The following is a 19,229-nucleotide window of genomic DNA, read 5'->3' as shown; positions in this document are numbered from 1 at the left end:
GGTAGCTGTCACGGCCACCACCTGGGTAGGCCGCGTCAAAAATGCCGTCGTCCAGCCGGTTAACGGCGGCATTGACGATACGAACGAGGTGATGTTCTGGAATATCTTCTTCCAGATCCATTGGCAAGCAAAGTTGGTCCATGGTATATTGAATGTACAAAAGAAACCTCTCCTTTGAAATGGTTGTGTGGTAACTCCATTTTACCAAAGGATGGTTTCTTTTTTTTGCTTTTTTTAAAGATTGTAGCCCCCATTTCCCGCTTAAACAGCGGAGAGGACGGAACGATTGTGGAAAAGCGGCAGCGGTCGCCTTTGTCCCCGGATTTTCACCGCGAAGGAGAATAAATAAAATCTGGGGACAACAGCGATTGGAACAACGGTCCGTTCGCGGAGCGTCCACCCGAGGGCTCACGACGATCCTACTTGAAAACAAAGGGCTATCCCTTTTGGGACAGCCCCTTATTTTGCTGCTCCCGAGAGCGTTACCACTCCACAATGTACTATCTCTTCTATGACAGTTATACTAAAACTACTATGTGATTTAGGATGAATAATTGGTGAATAAAGGGAGGATACATGATGATTAGAGCCACACAAGACAATGAATATGTTGAATTGACGAGTCCCACTCAGCTCCCCAAAGCTTCAGGGTTTCTATGGAACGAGAAGATGATGATTCACGTCAATTGCCGCGGATATGCGGTCGCGCAGTTTATGCAGCCTGAGCCTGCCAAGTATTCCTATGCACCGAATCTGGAAGCAAGGACCTTCATGCAGCCGGAGCAGCCCTACTATGCCCATCATCCCGGCCGGTTTCTCTATGTGAAGGATGAAGAGACGGGTGAGATTTTCTCGGCACCGTATGAGCCGGTTCGTGTTCTGCCGGACCAATACACGTTTGCTGTAGGGAAACACCATATTGTCTGGAAGCTTGAGCATCTTGGCATTGCTGTGGAAATGACGCTCAGCCTGCCCAAAGACGAGGCCATGGAGCTATGGCGGGTGAAGGTGAAGAATCTCTCGGACCGGAAGCGGAAGCTCAGTATCTATCCTTATTTTACGGTGGGCTACATGTCGTGGATGAATCAGTCGGCGGAGTATCATGAAGAGCTGCAGGGGATGGTCTGTTCTGCGATTACCCCATATCAGAAATATCAGGACTATGCGAAGATCAAGCAGCTGAAGGACAAAACCTTCCTCCTGGCCGATCAGCCACCTCGCGCCTGGGAAGCCAGCCAGGAAGCCTTTGAAGGTGAAGGCGGAATTGGCATGCCATCGGCCGTTCAGCAGGAGGAGCTCTCCAAAGGGGATGCCCGCTATGAGATGCCGCTGTGTGTCCTGCAATACAGTCCGGAGCTTGCGCCTGGTGAAGATAAGCTCTACCGCTTTATTTTTGGTCCGGCCAAAACAGTAGAGGAGATCGCGCAGATCCGCCAGCAGTATTTCCTGAATGCGGCTTCCGGCGGTGAGGATGGCTTTGCTGCGGCGGAGCGGGAATATGCGGGATATATACAGGAGGGCAAAGGCTGCATCGAGATTAAGACGCCTGATCCTGAACTGGACAACTTTGTGAATCACTGGCTGCCCCGGCAAATGTATTATCATGGCCAGACCAACCGCCTGACGACAGACCCGCAGACCCGGAACTACCTCCAGGACAATATGGGAATGAGCTATATCAAGCCACAGATGGCAAGAAATGCGTTTCTCACGGCGTTAAGCCAGCAAAATGCAAGCGGTGCCATGCCGGACGGAATCATTCTGCATGAAGCGGCTGAGCTGAAGTACATCAATCAGGTTCCGCATATGGATCACTGTGTCTGGCTGCCCATTTGTCTGAGCACCTATCTGGATGAAACGAATGATTACACCATTCTGGAGGAAGAGGTTCCTTTTGCGGGCGGGGAAGAGGCGGCTACCGTATATGAACATATCAACCGGGCGATGTTCTGGCTGATGGAGGCAACGGATGAGCGCGGTTTGAACTATATCGACCAGGGTGACTGGTGTGATCCGATGAACATGGTGGGCTACAAAGGCAAAGGCGTCTCCGGCTGGCTGACCATGGCATCCGCATATGCCTTCATGATCTGGGCGGATATCTGCGGTACTAGCGGACGGCCGGAGATGAGCAGGAAGCTCACTGCGGCGGCGGATGAGGCGAATGTGGTCATTAATCAATATCTGTGGGACGGCAACTGGTATGCCCGGGGAATCACCGATGATAATGTGGTGTTCGGCATCAGTAAGGATACGGAGGGGCGTATTTTCATTAACCCTCAAGGCTGGGCTCTGCTGTGCGGGGCTGCGGATGCCTCGAAGCAAGAGAAGCTGATGCGTGCGGTCAAGGAGCAGCTGGAAACCCCTTATGGGCTGGAAAAGCTCGCGCCATCCTACACTGCCATGCGTGAGGATGTGGGCAGAGTCACGCAGAAGCACCCGGGAACCGCCGAGAACGGGGCGGTGTATAACCATGCAGCAGCCTTTTATATCTATGCGCTTTACGCTGTGGGTGAACCGGATGATGCCTACCGCCTGCTGCGCAAAATGATCCCCGGACCAGACCCTGAGGATCTGATCCGACGCGGCCAGTTGCCTGTGTTCATCCCCAACTATTATCGCGGGGCTTACCGACAGTTTCCGCGTACCGCCGGTCGTTCCAGCCATTTGTTCAATACAGGGACGGTGCCATGGGTATACCGCTGCCTGATTGACGGTCTGTTTGGGGTACAGGGAAATGAGGAGGGGATCCGCATCCATCCTCAGCTTCCAGCACACTGGGAAGAGGCGTCGGTCAAACGGAGCTTTAGAGGGGCCGAGCTGCATGTTGCGATGAAACGGGAGGCGGCGGTGACTGCTGTAGAAGTGTATGTGAACGGAAACCGAATCGAAGATGGCATAATCAAGAATGTGGAAGCTGGCAGGGAGTACGACGTTTTGGTGAAGCTTCCACCTCAATAAACCGATATAATAGGGAGCCACAGAAAAACTCCATGAAGGGGATTACCTAAGCTTGAGAACGACCATTACAGCTCTCTTTTCCAGAGCCATACCCTTTTTTCTCATTGCGGCAGCCTACTTTTTGTCCACCCGTACGAATGCCATGTCTGATTCACAGCTGGCGGCGGCGAGTCTTTCTCCGTATGTTATGTTTGGCGTGGGGGCCATATTATCCTGGAAGTTTAACCGTAGCCGGGAATTCTACATTCTGATTATTCTGGCGGTTTGCCTGGCCTCCACAACTTATCTGCCGGAAATCCCGGGTATGGCAGTGCGGAAGGAGGATATCTATTCTATTATCTGTCTGGTGATTCCATTGAACATTGCGCTGTTTTCGTTTTTTAAAGAGCGGGGCATCATCAGTTTATGGGGCAGCCTCCGGATCGCTCTGATCCTGGCAGAGTGCCTGTTTCTGTTCTGGCAGATGAAATTAGGAGACAGCAAATGGCTTAATCTATTGAATACAGAGGTTGTACCTGTAAATCTTCACGCCGTCACTCCCATACCGCAGCTGTCTGTTATTGCGTTTGTCGTCACTTTAGCTATTCTGATAGTCAGGTTAATCGTATACCGGTCCTCATCACAGGAAATTTCATTCATCAGTGTCCTGCTAGCCATGTTTTACGTGCTGGATCAGAGCAGCAATCCGTTGCTGTATTCGATATTTTTTGCCGTTTCAGGGTTGGTTCTTATTCTTTCGATCATTCAGGATTCGTATTCGATGGCTTTTTCCGATGAGCTTACCGGATTGCCCTCGCGGCGGGCGCTCAAGCAGGACATGATGAAGCTGGGTTTTAACTATACCATTGCGATGCTGGATATTGATTTCTTCAAAAAATTCAATGACACCTATGGGCATGATACCGGGGATGAAGTGCTAAAGCTGGTGGCTTCCACCTTACAGGACGTTACCGGCGGAGGGAGAGCCTTCCGTTACGGCGGGGAGGAATTCACGATTCTTTTTCCGGGGAAAAATATCAATGATGTGCTTCCCCATCTCGAAGAGCTGCGGGACAAGATATCCAAACGAGCCCTCACCCTGCGCGCCAAAGGCAGATCCAAAAGCAAATCCAAAAAAAAATCTGCCAGCACAAAAGCCGCTAAGCAAATCTACATAACTGTAAGCATCGGGGTTTCTCAGAAGAACGAGAAGTACAAAACCACGGAAAGCGTGATGAAATCAGCGGACACCGCCCTATACCGCGCGAAGAAAAAAGGCAGGAATTGTGTGAGTAAATAAAGGGGGATGTGGAAATGAAAGATATCCGCTATAAAATAGACTTTGCAATGTTATGCTCGGCCTACCATCTGGGTCAACCCGTAACTGAACCGGAACAGATTTTTGGCGGTTTCCTGCACCGGATGTATCGGCTCAAGACAGATCAGGCAGAGTATGCGGTGAAGGCGTTGAATCCTCAGATCATGCAGCGCAGTACGGCTATGGATAACTACATCCTATCGGAGAAAGTCGCCAATGTTGCACGTAGAAACGGAATCAACGCTCTGCCGGCCATCCTTACAAAGGGAAGCTTCTTGCATGAGGTGAACGGTCAATATTATCTGTTGTTTCCCTGGGTAGAAGGGAAACCACTGCCTGCCGGAATGATTGATTTGGAATGCTGCAAAGTGATAGGCAGAACGCTTGCCCAGATACATGGAACGGATTTTTCAGGACTGCTTGCTGATGATCCGGGAGAGAAACGGCAAGACTTGGCAGCAGATTGGAAGGGATACGCAAGGCAGGCGGCCGAGCAGGAGCTGGATTGGGCCTCCCTGTTGTTAGCGAACTTGGATAACCTGCAGACATGGGAAAATCGTGCGAATGCCGCATCGGAGCTGTTAATGAATAATAGGATAATCAGCCATAGGGATCTGGATCCGAAAAATGTGCTGTGGGATGACCAACGGATGCCTGTCCTCATAGATTGGGAAGCTGCAGGGCCCATCAACGGGGTGCAGGAACTGCTTGAAGTAGCGATGTATTGGTCGGTTTCGGATACGGGTGTTCCCGTCAAAGAGGCGTTCCAATCGTTAATTGAAGCCTATTTGCTTCAAGGCGGGACCGTTCTTAACCATTGGGGAGATGCGCTGGATGCCGGTTTTCAAGGGAAACTGGAGTGGCTGGTGTACAGCATTCGGCGCTCCTTAAGTCTCGATTATACAGATGAACAGGGCCAGGCACTGGGAACCCAGGAGGTTTTGCATACACTAGATGCACTTCTGGCCTATGCGGGGAGTATTCCAGTTGTTCTGGAGTGGCTGGCGGACATCGACGCAAAATTTGGTATAAATATACGATAGAGCCCAATCGGGCTATATTATTTAAGAAAGCGAACAGCGGATAGGCGGATAGCCTATCATCGCGGTTCGCTTCTTTTAATTATGAAAAAATGTACATTCACAAATGAAAACATCACATAACGTTTACATTAATAATTTAATAGTTCGAGATGGAAACCTGCATTCTTTTAACTATTAATGGAATTAAAAATCTAAATAGGAAATGTAATGGGTTTGTAAGGTGATCTAATACATATAATAGAAATAATACAAGGTAAAAAACGGATAAAAAAGATATTGACGTAAGAAAATTTAACATGTAATATAAACCATAATTTATATGGGAAACCTTACCTCCTCAAGTGCTGTTCCTGCAGTTTATTGACCTTCGGTCTATTCTGGGGATAGCGATTGAAGGGGTAAGAGATTCTTTGTAAGGTATTGTTACATACCTTGAAGACCGATGTTGTGATTTACACAAGGGAGGTTGAACAAAGCTTTAGCAGAGAGGGTACATTGGAACCTGATGGCATTGACGGTTTACGTTACACGGATCTATCAAAAGGAGGAGTAAATTTAATGGCGAAAAAGAGAAAATGGTGGTCTGGTTTACTGGTTCTATCTCTTGTAGGAGTTCTATTCACAGGTTGCAGTACAAATAACACTGCAACTAATTCACCGAGTGCTACAGCAGAGAGCTCTGCTCCTGCCGCAAGTGAAGCACCTGCTGCTTCTGAACCGGCTGCAGATGGACCGGTTGATGGCGGAACGATGGTACTTAGCACATTCTCCGATATCGTAAATATTAATCCTCTCATGGTTAATGATACCTCTTCCGGTGATATAGGAGAATTCGTATTTGCCAAGCTGTACAACTTGGACCGCGAAGGAAATGTAAAGGCAGAACCTTGGTCTCTGGCTGCGGATGTGCCGGAAATCTCTGCGGATGGATTGACTTATACTGTGAAGTTGAAAGACGGCATCAAATGGAGCGATGGCCAGCCGGTCACTGCAGAAGATGTGGCATTTACGGTTGAGATGGCGAAGAATCCGGAAACCGGATCGCCGCTTACCAGTCTATTCGACAAGGTAAAGACTGTTGAGAAAGTCGATGACAAGACCGTGAAGTTCACAATGAAGCAAGTGTATGCGCCATTCTTATACGCTTTGGTTCAGGCTGTTGTACCGTCCCATGTTCTGAAGGATGTCAAGCCGAAAGAAATGCAAACTAATCCATATGGTACCGACCCTGCTAAAACTGTTACAAACGGACCGTGGAAATGGACTTCCTGGAAACAGGGCGACAGCCATACTCTGGATGCTGATCCAAACTACTGGGGCGAAGTTAAACCTCACATTGCACAGGTCGTTTATAAAATCTATGCCGACCAAAACACCGAGGTTCAAGCTCTCCTGAAGGGCGACACGGACCATATCAGTGCCATTCCGGTTACTCAGGTTGAAGCGGTCAAAGCTAACGACTCGATCCATATCATCCAAAAGCCGGGTGCTCAGTATGAATATGTGCAATTTAACTTTGACTCCAAGAACTTTAAAGACAATTATGGGCTATTCAATGGACAGAAGACCAGACAGGCCATTGCGCACGCACTGAACCGTCAAGGCATGGTTGACAACATTCTGAAGGGTGTCGGCGCACTGATGAACGCACCTTTCCTGCCGGATACTTGGGCTGATCCGGGCGACGCAGCTGTCAATTATGATTACAATGCGGAAACAGCAAAGAAACTGTTGGCAGAAGATGGATGGGTTGCCGGCAAGGATGGCATTCTCACCAAAGACGGACACCGTTTTTCCTTCGAATTGCAATATAATGCGGGCAACAGCCGCCGTGAGCAGGTTGCTGCAGTCATCCAGCAGAACCTGAAGGAAGTCGGCATCGAAGTAACGCCGAAGGCTATTGACTTTTCAGCATGGATTGACCAGAACGTTACGCCGGGTAAATACCAGGCCCTGCTGTTGGCGTGGTCCCTGAACACTCCTGACCCGGATTCAGAGAGCGTCTTCTCCTCCAAATACTTCCCGCCTGCTGGACAGAACAGCGGCTGGTATAAGAATGAGAAGCTGGATAAGTTGTGGGTAGATGGATATTCAACTGTTGACCAAGCGAAGCGTAAAGAAATTTATAAAGAAGTAGCTAAAGAAATCTCTACTGATCTGCCTTACGTGTTCCTGTATCAATATGGGCAAGCCATTGGTACGGGGCCTAGAGTTCACTGGGCAGATGAAGACGCTCCAGAGCCGTCACTGGGCTATGGACAGTACTTCCATGCTCTCAAATGGTGGGTAACCAACTAAACAAACAGACACAGGAAATAGAATTACGGGGGAGGAAAGAGAATTCTCTTTCCTCTTCTCCTTTTGTCATAAGGAGTTCCGGGTTCTATGTCTTACCATCTCTAGGAGGACATTTGATGACAGAATATCTGATCCGTCGCGTACTGCAATCAGTGCTGGTAATCTTTTTGATTACCATAGTTACCTTTCTTCTTATACATGCGGCCCCCGGAGGGCCGACCCAGGTGATGCTGTCCCCCGGCCTTTCACCGGAAGTATTCAAGCAGCAAGCGCATAATTTGGGTCTGGATAAACCTATCTATATTCAGTATATTCGCTGGGTCGGCGACCTGCTGCAGGGCGATCTGGGGTATACCTTTAAAAATCATCTCGCGGTATCCGATCTGCTGTTGCCTCGTATCGGCAACACCTTCATTCTGATGGGGGCTGCTTGGCTGGTGTCCCTGATCATTGCGATTCCCTGGGGCATCTACAACAGCACCAAGGTATACGGATTATCTGACCAGTCCGCATCCTTCATCTCCTATATCGGCTTTGCGATGCCGACGTTCTGGTTCGGAATCCTGCTGCAGCAGTGGTTCTCTCTGAAGCTGGATTGGTTCCCCTTATCGGATATGCACACACGGGGCAAAGAAGGGGACATTGGAGATCTATTCATGCACCTTGTACTGCCGATTACCGTTCTGGCCCTTGGTTTCCTGGTGTCTTATATGAAATATGCTAGAGCAAGCATGCTTGAAGTGCTGGATCAGGATTATATCAGAACAGCACGTGCAAAGGGCGTCAAAGAACGCAAGGTCATTTTCCACCATGCGCTGCGCAATGCACTTATTCCGATCATTACTGTTCTGGGAATGGATCTTCCTATATTGGTGGGAGGGGCCGCATTGACCGAGAGTGTATTCAACTGGCCGGGTATGGGCCGATTGTACGTGCAAATGGCGACCCAGCGTGAATATTCAGTACTGATGGCCATAACTATCGTAACAGCAGTTATGGTTGTACTGGGCAATCTGCTGGCGGATATTCTGTATGCGATAGTAGACCCTCGTGTCAAGCTTGGCAAGCAAGGAGGCAAGGCGGCATGAGTATGGAGCAATCACAACTTCCGACGGATTCATTGAAAGTGGAACCGGGGCTGCCTGCGGCAGAGCTTAAGAGACCTCCCGGTCCTTGGGTCATCCTGTGGAAAAAGTTCTCACACAACCCATATGCTATGAGCGGGCTTTTCGTTCTGCTCTTTTTCATCATTGTGGCGATTCTTGCTCCAGTTCTAACCAAATATAAGCCGGACGCCATCGACATGATGTTCCCCAACTTGAAGCCCGGAGCTGAAGGACATCTTTTGGGGACGGACGAACTGGGCCGCGACATTCTCACCCGACTATTGTACAGTGCGAGAATTTCCCTGAGTATCGGGTTTACAGTAGCCTTTGCTTCAGTAGTCGTCGGTTCGATTGTCGGCGCAATTTCGGGTTACTTTGGCGGCTGGGTGGATACGGTTTTCATGCGTATAGTTGACGTGACGAACTCCGTGCCTACGCTCTTCCTTAACATTCTGGTGCTGGCCATTTTCGGTTCAGAGGTTAAGTATATGATCCTCATTCTGGCCTTAACCAGCTGGATGAGCATTGCCCGTCTGGTCCGGGGGAATTTTTTGCAGCTTAGGGAGATGCAGTATGTTGAGGCTGCCAGAGCGATTGGGGTATCGAACTGGGGGATTATTTTCCGCCACCTGCTCCGCAATGCAAGCTTCCCGATTATTGTGAATGCGACTCTGATGGTCGGCGGGGCGATTCTAAGTGAGTCTGCACTGTCCTATTTGGGGCTTGGCATTCAATCTCCGGCCACAAGCTGGGGGCTTATGCTCAGTAATGCACAGGAATTCATGCTGATAGATCCGTTGCAGGCCGTATATCCAGGGTTGTGTATCCTGCTTGTGGTGCTGGCGGTTAACTTTATCGGCGATGGTATCCGGGATGGACTAGATCCCAGACAGCAAGTGACCAAATCCCGGAGGAGGCTGGACAAATGGCGGAAAAATTACTCGAAATCCGGAAACTGACCACCGGCTTTATCACAGAGAAGGGGATGGTAAAAGCAACCGACCAAATCTCCATTGCAGTGGATAAAGGTCAAACGGTGTGTCTGGTAGGTGAATCCGGCAGCGGTAAAAGTGTCACTTCACTCGCTATTATGCGGCTTATCGATTATGCAGGCGGGATGATACTTGAAGGCAATATTGATTTTCACGGCCAGGATCTCGCAGCCAAGACGCAGGAGGAGATGCGGGAAATCCGTGGCAACAAGATCGCTATGATCTTTCAGGATCCCATGTCTACACTAAATCCGGTGTTCACAATAGGGGATCAGATTGCCGAAAGTCTACAGCTTCATCAGAATAAAAATGCCAAAGAAGCTGCGGAGATGGCTGTTGGCCTACTGAAGCTGGTTGGCATTCCGGCACCGGAAATCCGGGCGAAACAGTATCCGCATGAGCTGTCCGGCGGGATGAGCCAGCGGGTGGTTATCGCTATTGCCCTCGCTTGTAATCCCGAGCTGCTGATCGCCGATGAGCCTACTACAGCCCTCGATGTTACCGTTCAGGCTCAGATTCTGGATTTGCTGCGCAAGCTTCAGGCCGAGCTTGGCATGTCCATTCTGCTGATTACCCATGATATGGGTGTTGCGGCTGAAATTGCGGACCGTATTGCTGTTATGTATGCGGGAGCGATTGTAGAAGAGGGCACGGTAGAAGAAATCTTTGATCATCCCAGCCATCCGTATACGATTGGTCTGCTGCAATCCATTCCCGGCTTTGAGGGAGGACGCGGCGGAGAGCTGTATACGATAAAAGGAACGATTCCGCCCATTGGCCAGCTTCCGACAGGCTGCCGCTTTCATCCGCGCTGTCCGAATGCGATGGAGGTCTGCAGTATGAAGGAGCCGCCGGATTTCATGATTACGGATGATCACCGTACGGCCTGCTGGCTGTTTCAGGGTAAGCCGGTTCAAGCTGACAACAAAGATGAGGTGAGACAGGCATGACGAATGAGACGGCAGTCCAACCGATGATGGAGACAACCTCCACCGCTGAAGTTCTGGTGGAGGTGAAGAATATCAAAAAATACTTCCCGATTACTAAAGGTCTTCTTAACCGGACCGTAGGGCAGGTGAAGGCGGTAGACGGTGTTTCCTTGTCTATCCGTAAAGGGGAAACCTTTGGACTTGTTGGTGAATCCGGCTGCGGCAAATCTACCTTTGGACGCGTACTGCTCAGACTGCAAAGCGCTACTGGGGGAGAGGTCCTGTTTGGTGGCCAGGATATCCACTCTTTGAGCCACCAGGATTTGCGGAAGCTGCGGGAGAAGATGCAGATTATTTTTCAGGACCCTTTCGGTTCTTTGAATCCGCGTTTTTTGGTCAAGGATATTATCGGAGAGCCGCTGCGGATTCACCGGAGCATGTCGGCCAAGGAAATCGACGCCAGAGTCGTGGAGCTGATGGAGCTGGTGGGCCTCGATGCATCGCGGAGAAACCGTTACCCGCATGAATTCTCGGGCGGACAGCGTCAGCGGATCGGGATCGCACGTGCGATTGCGCTGAATCCGCAGTTCATTGTTGCCGACGAAGCGGTATCGGCACTCGACGTTTCGGTGCAGTCCCAGGTAATTAACCTGCTGATGAAGCTGCAGAAGGAGCTTGGTTTGACCTTCTTGTTCATTGCGCATGGCCTAAATGTCGTCCGTCACATCTCGGACCGTGTAGGTGTCATGTATTTGGGTAAAATGGTTGAAGTTGCAGAGACGGAGGCTTTATTCGCCGCTCCACTGCATCCATATACAGCAGCGTTGCTCTCGGCTATTCCCAAGCCGACGCCAAGACGGAAGCAAGACCGGATTGTGCTGCAGGGTGATGTTCCTTCACCGGCAAATCCGCCTTCAGGCTGCCGGTTTCACACCCGTTGTCCGATGGCCCAGGAGAAATGCCGCCAGCAGGAGCCGCAGCTTGAGGAGTTGCTTCCCGGCCGGATGGTGGCCTGCCACTTTCCGCTGGCCACTTCGTGATCCCGCGGATGCCTATGAAATCATAAATATGGCATGAAAAGAGGGGATGTTTCAGAAGCCGTTATCCGGCTGCGGAAACATCCCCTCTTTGATCATGCTTCATATCTAGAGTGAATTCATGCTAAGCTTAAGAGAAATGAAATCATACAGAAACGATGGTGGCTATGCAGATTCAACTTGGAGAACAGACCTTGCAGCTTCATATTCAATATGGCAAACGGAAGAAAATTTCCCTGCAGATTGATATGGTGGGGCTTGTCATTGTTAAGGCGCCTACGGGTACAAGCGAAGAGATGATTCGGAGCAGCGTACAGAAGCATCAAGAGTGGATTCTGGAGAGTCTGCAGAGGAATGCGGCGGCCCGGCAGCTTCCGGCTCCCAAGGAGTATCAGGAGGAAGGGCGGTTCCTGTACCTCGGGAAGGAAGTTTTGCTGCATGAATTGATTGAGACGGGTGAGCGGGATGAGGAGAAGCTGAAGCTCGAGCTGAAGAAGTTCTATTTTACCAGTCTCAAAAAAATCGTTGCCGAGCGAATCACCCGTTATCAGACGGTACTGAAGGTGAAGCCCAAATCCATTGAAATCGTAGAGTCCCGAACCAAATGGGGAAGCTGCAGCGCGGATAAAAAGCTGACCTTTAATTACCGGCTTGCCATGGCACCGCCCGAGGTGATCGATTATGTGATTATCCATGAGCTGTGCCATCTGCTGCATATGAACCATGACCGGTCCTTTTGGCGCCGTCTTGGAAGTGTAATGCCGGATTATAAAGAGAAGGAGGCTTTTCTGGCGCGGCAGGGTCAGTTTATGACACTTTAGCTGATAAATGGAAACGGAAGCTTGAATTCAAGCTCCTGCAGCGTAATCCCCACCTTACAAGTACTCCATTCCACGAACCTTCGAAAAGAGCATAGTATCTCTTAACGCTCCCTCCACATCACATTTGTCGTTCCGGATGATGCCTTCCAGGGTGAAGCCCAGGCGCCCGGCTACCCGTGCGCTCTGCGTATTGCGCGAGTCACACCGGATTTCGATCCGGTTAGCGCCCAGCTCTCGAATCGCATACTCCGTAATGGCATCTACGGCCTCGCTGATGTACCCTTGCCTGCTGCAAGATGTCCGCACCCAATACCCGATCTCGAATTTGCGCGTCTGCCAGTCTATCCGGTGCAGCCCGCTGCTTCCCACGAGTTGACCGGATTCCTTATGATATAGAAGCATTCTGAGGTCTTTACGCTCCATGAATTGCAGATGCGACCGACGGATGCTGGCCTCGGATTCCTGAACAGTCGGCGGAGCTTGTGCCCAAGGCATCCATGGACTCAGTTCTGCAAGACTTTCGTGAACCGCCTCGTTGACAGCGGCTCCGTCTCCCCACTGTGCTGCACGAATCAGTAGACGATCACTTTCGAAGCGCTCAGGGAAATTCATTAAAATTGGATTTATGCCAGCAGGTCCCATGGTCTCAACTCCCAGAAAATGTTACTGATTAACATAACATATGGTTTATACGGTTTTCAATCAGATTGATTACAGTCTTTTTGCCTATGCCTATAACATGCATGCCTAAAGTTGTCAATACGCTAAAGGATACCTAAAAGTACCCGCTGGTGTTATTCACAACGAATGGGATGGGGGTTATCTTATATATAAAGAAATGTTCTTAATTAAGAACCAGTAAAAAAGCTCCAATCGGTGCTTTTTAGAAGCACGGGGAGGCTTTTGAAACAGGTGGGGGCCTTACCATGAGCGCGATCGCCGGAATCTATCCATTACAGCATGAACCTCTGGACCCGGAACTGGGGCCAGCCCTAATGCAACAGCTTAACCGCTATCCCGCTGATGAGTTCATGACGTGGCAGAGCAAAGACATCTTCCTGGGTTGCCTGTCCCAGTGGGTCACGCCACAATCCCTTGGAGAGACGCTTCCCTTTTATGATGCTGAACGGAAACTGGCTATTACGGCTGACGCAATTATTGATAACCGGGAAGAGTTGTTCGAGCGCCTTCAGGTACCGCAGGGGGATAGAATCTCTATACCGGACAGCCTGCTTATTCTGCTCGCCTATGAGAAATGGGGCGATCAGGCACCGGTTTATCTGGTCGGTGACTTTGCCTTTGTGATATGGGATGAACGGAAGCGCGCGTTGTTCGGAGCCAGAGATTTCTCCGGGAACCGGACATTATACTTCCTTCGGTCCAGGGGGCTCTTATCTTTCTGTACCGTCATTCATCCACTCCTGTCGATGCCAGGGGCGGACCGGACCCTGAATGAGGGGTGGGCCTCCGAGTTCCTGGCGATCCATACACGGACGGATGTTTCGGACCTATATTCCACAGTCTATCAATCCATCGAACAACTGCCGCCGTCCCATTCTATTTCCGTAAGCGGCGGAAAGATCTCGTTCTCCCGCTACTGCACTCTGCAGGCTCCACCCGAGCTGCGGCTGCGGTCAGACCAGGAGTATGAGGAAGCCTTTCGAGAGGTGTTTGGGCAAGCGGTCCGGGACAGGCTTCGGACACACCGCGCCGTTGGAGCTAACCTGAGCGGGGGGCTTGATTCCGGGTCGGTAGTCAGCTTTGCTGCTGCAGAACTTCGCCGCCAGGGCCAGCCGTTACATACCTTCAGTTCCTATCCGGTGGATAACTTTGTCGATTTCAACATCGGCAAACGTGTCGCCGACGAGCGTCCCTATATTCAGGAAACCATCGATCATGTGGGGAATATTCAGCCCAACTTTTTGAATTTCCCCCATCTGAGTCCTTACAATGATATTGATGAGTGGCTGGATATTATGGAGATGCCTTATAAATTTATCGAAAACTCCTACTGGCTAAAAGGGATCTTTGAACAGGCGCAAATGAAGAACATTGGCGTGCTGCTCAGCGGACAAAGAGGCAACTGGAGCATATCCTGGGGACCTGCACTGGATTATCAGGCCAAGCTGATTCGTGAATTCCGCTGGATCTCCTTTTACCGGGAAAACCGGAAGTACAATGAGTCAATGGGTGCAAACCGCAAGAAGGTATTTCAAATTGTCGGCAAAAAAGCCTTCCCGGCCCTGACCCAGTTGCTGCCGGCTAAGCAGCACGAAGCCCCTCCTGATCTGATTCACCCCGATTTCGCGAGGCGTACGGAAGTGGAGGAACGGCTTAGGGTTCTGGGGATAAACAGCGGATCTTCCCAGACCATCTATGATATCCGGCGCAAGCATTTTGAACAGCCGCATGTCTGGAATGTGAATGGTACAGTAGCGACGAAGCTGTCGCTGAAATACCGGGTGTGGGATCGCGATCCCACGAATGATCTGCGTGTCATCCGCTTTTGCCTGTCCGTGCCGGAAAGCCAGTATGTACAAAATGGGGTGGACCGTTCACTGATCCGCAGAGCGATGAAGGGATTGCTGCCTGATGAGGTGCGTCTGAACCGGAAGCGGCGCGGCGTTCAGGGGGCGGACGGGATCTACCGTATGCTCCCGAAATGGGAGGCTTTTCTTCAGGAACTTAGGGAGATGATCAAGGACCCCCGCACCTCCGCCTACCTTAATAATACCGGGCTCGCCGAATGTTTGAATCGGCTGGGTAGTGAGCCCGCACCAAATATGATTTTCAATTCGGATTTTCGCCTTCTGACGCGTGGACTTGTCTTTTACCGTTTTCTGAAGCGTTTGTCCTGAGAGTGTAATGCTTGAAAGGGGGTGAAATTATGAAAAAGGAATACAGCAAGCCTGCTTTGGAAGTACTCGATGTGAAAATGACTATGGCTGGACCTGGTGTCGCCATCGTTGATGCCTTCCAAGATGATCCGGATGAAGTACAACACTACTCCTAGGATGGTTTTGGTTCGATTGGCCCTAGTCTCCCTTTGCTTGCTGAGGGGGACAAGGGCTATATTTTACAGCAATACCCCGAAACCGGGCAAACCCAAAGATATGGAGTGGATCATATGGCGAGTACCGTTCAAGGTTTGGCTTACAAAGCGTTTGGTCTGCAGATCCACAGCGAATTCCCTTTGCCGGAGCTTCCTATTACCAGTGAGCCGGGACTTATAGGCAGTATATCGGTCATTGAGGGGGATCTGAAAGACCGCTGGGAAGCTATACCGAAGATCACGCGGAGCCTTGGGGTATCCGGGCATGAGGTCATGTTCGAGGCGAAGGATACAGCCATCTTTGCCATTCAGGACGGCAATACGATTACAGTATCACCTGCTTCCGGAGCAGATCCGGATTGTATCCGTCTCTTTATCCTTGGCTCCTGCATGGGAATTCTGCTGATGCAGAAACAGATTCTTCCGCTTCATGGAAGTGCGCTTGTTATAGATGGCAAGGCATACGCACTGGTTGGGCGTTCAGGGGCAGGCAAATCAACGCTGGCCTCGTATTTGATGGATCAGGGGAGTCCGCTGATCAGTGACGACGTTATTCCCGTTATGGTGCATAATGGTTATCCATTAGCCGTTCCAGGTTATCCGCAGCAAAAGCTGTGGCAGCAGAGCCTGGACTATTTGGGAATGAATTCGTCCCTCTACCGCCCGCTGTTTGAGAGAGAAACCAAGTTTGCCGTACCGGTACATGACCGCTTTTACGGTGAGCCATTGCAGCTTGCAGGCCTGTTTGAATTATCTGCCGCACCGGAGGCTCCGGTCAGCCTGCAGACGATTGACGGTATGGAGCGGTTTCACACCTTGTACAATCATACTTATCAGAGAGCAATTGTCGACCGGATCGGTATCCGTGAATGGCATTTTGGAATGCTGGCTTCCTTCGTGGGACGTCTGCCGATGTACCGGCTGACCCGGCCAGAGCAGGGCTTCAGTGCTCCGCAGCAAACCGCACTTATTCTAGAAGCGTTGCAGCAACATCAAATGAAGGAGATGAATCCATGAATATGAATACTACAGAGGTCTTATCGCTCGAATCCGTGCTGGTACAGCGTGAGGGGAATATTGCCAGCGATATGGATGGCGAGAAGGTCATGCTGAATGTAAAGAATGGCAAATACTACAACCTGGGTGAGGTTGGCGGGGAAATCTGGACTGCGCTGGCGTCGCCTGTAACCGCAGGCCGGGTGGTAGAGATCATTCAGGAGAGCTTTGAGGTTCCGGAAGAGATTGCCCGCCAGGATGTGTTTGCTTTTTTGCAGAGCCTGCTGAATGAGGATCTTGCGGCTATTGTAAGCCAGCCATGATTACCTTGCGGCGCATTCGCTTACTGCTGACGGTGGACAAAGCCGCCTTGGCGCTCCTTCTCGAGGCGCTTTGGAGGCTTTTTCTCGTTCGGATCCAGCTGTTGTTTCCTTTTGCCAAAACGGCTTCCCAGCTGGGCATACAGTCTCTGGAAACCCCTGTAGTATCCAAAGAGAGCGATATCGCCCGCATTCAGCATATTACCAAAGCAATCCGTATCATGAGCCGCTATACGCCCTGGAAAAGTACTTGTATGGTCCGGGCGGTAGCCGGACTCCAAATGCTCGAAAAACGCGGGATCGAGAGCACGCTGTACATGGGAGTGGCCAAGGACAAACAGGGCCAGATGATTGCCCATGCCTGGTTGCGCAGCGGGTCTTATTATGTCTCCGGCGATGATGTGATGAAGGGTTTCGTGGTGGTGAAGAAATTCGCCAAAGTATTACATGCTGAGTGATTGAGGTGGGTCCATGCAAGCGATAATGTACTACATTCGGCAGCTTCAGCGCTTGTCCGGAATCAAACTGTATCTAAATCTGCTCGGTATGGGGATCAGCGGCCTGCTGGAGAGTTCTGCCGTTCTGCTGCTGGTGCCCATGCTGGGTATGGCCGGTATTCAGCTTGGCGGAAAAACGGCAGGCCTCGACCTGCCTATGCTCGGTTTCATATCAGACCTGCCTCAGACCGAAGCGCTTGCGCTGGTGCTTGGCGGATATGTAGTCATTGTACTTTCCCAGAATCTGATCACCCGTTTTGTAGCTATCCGGAACGTCGATATTCAGCAGACCTACAGCCGGCAGCTGAGATATGAGGTATACAGTGCACTGCTGCGGGCCGAATGGTCTTTTTTTCTGAAAAAACGTACCTCCGACCTGATCAATGTAATGACGACCGAACTCGCGAGGGTGCTTGCGGGGATCAGCGCTTTCCTGCAGTTCCTGACTTCGCTGCTGTTCACGCTGGTCCAGATTGGCTTCGCGTTCTGGCTGTCTCCCCAAATGACGCTTGCCGTACTGGTCTGCGCGGTTCTGCTGTCTTTGTTCTCCCGCCGGTTTATCCGCAAGGCGAAGAGGCTGGGCAGCCGGAGCTCCGAGCTGGGCAAGCAGTATCTGGCCGGGATTACGGATCAATTGAACGGCATCAAGGATATCAAAAGCAACAATCTGGAGGATTCCCGGCTGGGCTGGATGCATGAATTCACCGGTGAGGTCAAACAGGAGCAGCTGGATTATACGCGGTTGCGCACGAATTCCCAGCTGCTGTACAAAATGTCATCTACGCTGCTGATCGCGATGTTTATCTTCGTGTCGTTCCGTTTTCTGCATGTGGAGGGACCTTATCTGCTCCTGGTGATTCTGGTGTTCGCCCGGCTGTGGCCGACCTTCTCCGCGCTTCAGACACTGCTGGAGCAGCTTGCTTCCGTGCTGCCTTCCTTCAAGCAATTGCAGCTGCTGCAGGAAGAATGCCTGCAGGCTGCGGAGCATGGCGCGCAGGAATCCAGAGCTGTCGTTGCCCCTATGATGCTTAAGCATAGTCTGGAGGCGCGCAATGTGGATTTCCGCTACAACCCGCAAGAGCAGGAGTACTCGCTGCGCGGAGTGAACGTGGTGATCCCGGCTAACCGTATGACTGCGATTGTAGGACGTTCGGGTGCAGGGAAAAGCACGCTGGTGGACCTGCTCATGGGACTGATGCAGCCGGAATCGGGGGAGATTCTGGCAGACGGGCAGCCGGTCACTGGAGAGAGCCTTTTGCCTTACCGGCGTTCTATAGGCTATGTAGCACAGGACCCTTTTCTGTATAACGCCACGATCCGTGACAATCTGACGATGATCAAGCCCGATGCAAGTGAGGATGAGCTATGGGAGGCGCTGGAATTCGCTTCGTCAGCCGATTTTGTCCGTAAGCTGCCTCAGGGATTGGACACACTGCTCGGTGACCGCGGCGTCCGTCTTTCAGGCGGAGAGCGACAGCGTCTTGTGCTGGCACGGGCAATCATCCGCAAGCCGTCTATCCTGGTGCTGGACGAAGCGACGAGTGCACTGGATACTGAGAACGAGAAGCGGATTCAGGAGGCGCTGGAGCGTTTGAAGGCAACAGTCACAGTCATCGTCATTGCACACCGGTTGTCGACAATCCGGGGAGCGGATCAGATTCTGGTCATCGACCAGGGCCGTGTCATCCAGCAGGGAGTATTCAGCGGCCTGGCCTCGGAAAAAGGCGGCATGTTCAGCCGTCTGCTCAGCAGCCAGGAAGAAGCCATGTAAGGTTAGAGTAGTGCAGCAGGTTCTGCCTTCTAATGAAATAAGTGGGTATAGAAAAAGGATACTTCCGCACAAAGTGCAGGAGTATCCTTTTTATTGGTGCGATGAAAGG

16 protein-coding genes and 1 pseudogene are annotated in these 19,229 nt (G+C 51.0%); 15 read left to right on the top strand and 2 right to left on the bottom strand.

Annotation, left to right across the window (positions count from 1 at the left end; genetic code table 11):
- Positions 1-160, bottom strand: a pseudogene (locus tag A3849_RS34040) (IS1182 family transposase); the annotation flags it as partial.
- Between the two features lie 419 nt (positions 161-579).
- Here A3849_RS34040 and A3849_RS26185 point away from each other — a divergent pair.
- From A3849_RS26185 to A3849_RS26145, 9 genes are all read left to right on the top strand, one after another.
- Positions 580-2,961, top strand: coding sequence for a GH36-type glycosyl hydrolase domain-containing protein (locus A3849_RS26185; RefSeq protein WP_074114026.1), 2,382 nt, complete (start codon positions 580-582; stop codon positions 2,959-2,961).
- 52 nt (positions 2,962-3,013) lie between these two features.
- Complete coding sequence (locus tag A3849_RS26180; RefSeq protein ID WP_074114025.1) at positions 3,014-4,240, top strand: GGDEF domain-containing protein; 1,227 nt, start codon at positions 3,014-3,016, stop codon at positions 4,238-4,240.
- Between the two features lie 14 nt (positions 4,241-4,254).
- Entirely contained in the window at positions 4,255-5,301 is a 1,047-nt protein-coding gene (locus A3849_RS26175) for a phosphotransferase (RefSeq protein ID WP_074114024.1), read from the top strand.
- Between the two features lie 558 nt (positions 5,302-5,859).
- A complete protein-coding gene (locus tag A3849_RS26170) occupies positions 5,860-7,599 on the top strand; it encodes a peptide-binding protein (RefSeq protein ID WP_074114023.1) in 1,740 nt (579 codons plus the stop codon).
- A 116-nt stretch (positions 7,600-7,715) separates the two neighbouring features.
- Entirely contained in the window at positions 7,716-8,687 is a 972-nt protein-coding gene (locus A3849_RS26165; RefSeq protein WP_074114022.1) for an ABC transporter permease, read from the top strand.
- 2 nt (positions 8,688-8,689) lie between these two features.
- On the top strand, positions 8,690-9,664 hold the full coding sequence (locus A3849_RS26160) for an ABC transporter permease (RefSeq protein ID WP_074114029.1): 975 nt from the start codon (positions 8,690-8,692) through the stop codon (positions 9,662-9,664).
- Complete coding sequence (locus tag A3849_RS26155) at positions 9,631-10,647, top strand: ABC transporter ATP-binding protein (protein WP_074114021.1); 1,017 nt, start codon at positions 9,631-9,633, stop codon at positions 10,645-10,647. Before A3849_RS26160 ends, A3849_RS26155 begins: the two co-directional genes overlap by 34 nt.
- Positions 10,644-11,666: an ABC transporter ATP-binding protein gene (locus A3849_RS26150; RefSeq protein ID WP_074114020.1), complete on the top strand. Its 1,023-nt coding sequence runs from the start codon at positions 10,644-10,646 to the stop codon at positions 11,664-11,666. Before A3849_RS26155 ends, A3849_RS26150 begins: the two co-directional genes overlap by 4 nt.
- Positions 11,667-11,830: 164 nt before the next feature.
- Positions 11,831-12,484, top strand: a complete 654-nt coding sequence (locus tag A3849_RS26145) for a M48 family metallopeptidase (RefSeq protein ID WP_074114028.1) — start codon at positions 11,831-11,833, stop codon at positions 12,482-12,484.
- A gap of 54 nt (positions 12,485-12,538) precedes the next feature.
- Here A3849_RS26145 and A3849_RS26140 read toward each other — a convergent pair whose 3' ends face one another.
- Positions 12,539-13,126: a GNAT family N-acetyltransferase gene (locus A3849_RS26140; protein ID WP_074114019.1), complete on the bottom strand. Its 588-nt coding sequence runs from the start codon at positions 13,124-13,126 to the stop codon at positions 12,539-12,541.
- A gap of 284 nt (positions 13,127-13,410) precedes the next feature.
- On the opposite strand from A3849_RS26140, the gene A3849_RS26135 reads away from it, so the two are divergent.
- The 6 genes from A3849_RS26135 to A3849_RS26115 all read left to right on the top strand — a co-directional run bounded on the left by A3849_RS26135 (position 13,411) and on the right by A3849_RS26115 (position 19,120).
- The gene (locus A3849_RS26135; protein WP_074114018.1) at positions 13,411-15,342 is read left to right on the top strand and encodes an asparagine synthase-related protein; all 1,932 of its coding nucleotides are present in this window, start codon (positions 13,411-13,413) and stop codon (positions 15,340-15,342) included.
- Between the two features lie 29 nt (positions 15,343-15,371).
- Positions 15,372-15,497: a paeninodin family lasso peptide gene (locus A3849_RS32510; RefSeq protein WP_020426161.1), complete on the top strand. Its 126-nt coding sequence runs from the start codon at positions 15,372-15,374 to the stop codon at positions 15,495-15,497.
- Positions 15,498-15,611: 114 nt separating this feature from the next.
- Positions 15,612-16,553, top strand: a complete 942-nt coding sequence (locus A3849_RS26130) for a hypothetical protein (RefSeq protein WP_074114017.1) — start codon at positions 15,612-15,614, stop codon at positions 16,551-16,553.
- Positions 16,550-16,855 carry a lasso peptide biosynthesis PqqD family chaperone gene (locus A3849_RS26125; protein WP_074084370.1) on the top strand — a complete coding sequence of 102 codons (306 nt, stop codon included), beginning with the start codon at positions 16,550-16,552 and terminating at the stop codon, positions 16,853-16,855. Before A3849_RS26130 ends, A3849_RS26125 begins: the two co-directional genes overlap by 4 nt.
- Entirely contained in the window at positions 16,852-17,310 is a 459-nt protein-coding gene (locus tag A3849_RS26120) for a lasso peptide biosynthesis B2 protein (protein WP_074114016.1), read from the top strand. The genes A3849_RS26125 and A3849_RS26120 overlap by 4 nt, the downstream gene beginning before the upstream one ends.
- Positions 17,311-17,323: 13 nt before the next feature.
- The gene (locus tag A3849_RS26115; RefSeq protein WP_074114015.1) at positions 17,324-19,120 is read left to right on the top strand and encodes an ABC transporter ATP-binding protein; all 1,797 of its coding nucleotides are present in this window, start codon (positions 17,324-17,326) and stop codon (positions 19,118-19,120) included.
- Positions 19,121-19,229 lie beyond the last annotated feature (109 nt).

The sequence above is a fragment of the Paenibacillus sp. P46E genome (genome assembly GCF_001909095.1).
GTDB classification, from domain to species: domain Bacteria; phylum Bacillota; class Bacilli; order Paenibacillales; family Paenibacillaceae; genus Paenibacillus_AQ; species Paenibacillus_AQ helianthi.
This window is presented reverse-complemented; position numbering and strand designations above follow the sequence as displayed.